Origin of the sequence: Lactobacillus nasalidis (genome assembly GCF_016587775.1) — a bacterium.
GTDB lineage: Bacteria > Bacillota > Bacilli > Lactobacillales > Lactobacillaceae > Lactobacillus > Lactobacillus nasalidis.
Window position 1 is genome coordinate 1 of sequence record NZ_BOCG01000259.1, and the last position, 1,988, is coordinate 1,988.

General features: G+C 49.1%; 1 protein-coding gene and 2 pseudogenes. 2 read left to right on the plus strand and 1 reads right to left on the minus strand.

Translation table 11 applies throughout. From position 1 onward, the window contains the following. Nucleotides 1-156: pseudogene (locus lacNas_RS14470) on the minus strand (IS3 family transposase); the annotation flags it as partial. A 246-nt stretch (nt 157-402) separates the two neighbouring features. Between lacNas_RS14470 and lacNas_RS04570 the strand changes: the two are divergent. Next, a complete protein-coding gene (locus tag lacNas_RS04570) occupies nt 403-1,566 on the plus strand; it encodes an NlpC/P60 family protein (protein WP_373868023.1) in 1,164 nt (387 codons plus the stop codon). A 21-nt stretch (nt 1,567-1,587) separates the two neighbouring features. Beyond that, nucleotides 1,588-1,988: pseudogene (locus lacNas_RS04575) on the plus strand (hypothetical protein); the annotation flags it as partial.

The following is a 1,988-nucleotide window of genomic DNA, read 5'->3' on the forward strand; positions in this document are numbered from 1 at the left end:
CAAAATGGCTTCGCCATGCTTTTGGATCAAGTCTACCAAATATTGGATTCCTCCACGCTCCATCCCATATTTTCGGCTGAGGTAGGTGCCTCTTCTATGATCGTCTACCCATTCGTGGTAGATAGCGAGTTTTATTTCTTTAGTGTATTTAGTCATGAAAATAACCCCCGAAATTAGTGTCCTAATTTCGGGGGTCATATCAATCCCGTGCGGATGCTCTTTTTTGCTTTAATAAATAACTTTTTAAAGGAAACGCTATTTTGACAAAGTAAAAAATGTATAATTAATTTGTGTAAAAGTTATTGTTATTTATGAAAAGGAAAAGTGTGGAGAATGAAAAAAGAAAAAATAATTTTTTCCGCTGCCTTGCTGGCTTGCCTTTCTTTAGGCGTACAGCCGGCTCTGGCAGACACAACTGCAACAACTGCAACTACCACTGCGACTACAAGCACGACTGCTACGACTAGCACGACTACTACAAATGGCACAACTGCCGCGACTGGTACAACTGCCGCGACTAACGCTACTACCAGCAACAAGCAGTCGTCAGCGGCTTCAACCAGCTCATCTGCTAAAAAAGCCGCGCCTGCCAAGGTCAAGGTCAACCTCAAGGATTATCTGACAGCCAAACCAACCGTCGTTCGGACCAAGCGGGCCTTAACTCTTTACAGCAACCTGTCTTTGACCAAAAAGAGCACCACGGCCGCCAAGAAGAGCTACTACTTGGTCAGCAGCTTGAAGAAGAATTCCGCGGGCATCCCCGTGCTCAAACTGCACAATGGCAAATATCTGGCTGCCAAAAAGAGCGATCTGACAATCGTCAAGCCTTACCAAAACCCGAAGCAGTACCACCAGATCCACTATACCCAAGTCAAGCCTTACGGCCAGGTGGGCTACACTGTCAAGCGCGGCTATGAAGGCATCAAGACCTACCTCATCATGAAGCGGCTTGGCACCTACAATGGCTACAACTACTACAATACCGCCACTTGGTACGCTGTCCGCCGCTTCCAGGCCAGCCACCATTTGAAGGTAACGGGCAATGTCGACCAAAAGACCTGGACCAAGCTCGGCCTGGGCACGAAGCTCTTCAAGCAGATCGACAGCTACACCGCTCCTCTTGGCGCCCAAGCCTGGCAGGGACGCAAGGCCCACATTGAGGCCATGATCAAGCAGGCCTACAAGTATCTTGGCCATCCTTACCTGGTTGGTTCATCTTCCATGACCCGCTACGGCACTGACTGTTCCGGTTTGGTCATTCAGAGCCTTTACGCCGGCGGGATCAGCCCTGTGCCGGTCAGCGCCATCGGTCACGCCCATCCTGGCAATGAATGGAATTCACGGAACCTGTGGGCTGATAAAAAGCTGAAGCGGGTTTCCTATGCCAGCCGGCAGCGCGGTGACCTGGTCTTCTACTACCAGCCAGGCACCCGGACCATTTGGCACGTAGCCATCTACCTTGGCCACAACATGGTCATCGAAAGCTGGCCGCCGCGCATCATGGTGCAGCCAATCGTCAACGGGCAGCGGAACATCGTTGCCGGGATCAAGCGTCCTTTCCTGTAATCTATGAGAAAATCTACCTTTATGAAAAAAACGCCTTATAAATTTCTGGCAGCTGCCAGCCTGTGCCTCTGCTTCCTGCAGCCAGTTCAGGCCTTTGCCGACACGCAAACAGATCAACAGAATACTCAACAGAATACACAACAAAACACTCAACAAAACACTCAACAAAATACTCAACAAAATACTCAACAAAATACCCAACAAAATAACCAACAGAATACAGACCAAAATAACCAACAAAATAATAATCAACAGAATACACAGCAAATTCCCGACGGCTGGAAAACTGAATCCGGCCACCGTTATTACTACCAAAACCAGCAGAAGCTGACCGGCTGGCAGGCTATCGACGGCAAAAAGTACTACTTCGCTGCTGACGGCAGCTTGCTCACCGGCTGGCAGACTATCGACGGCAAAAAGTA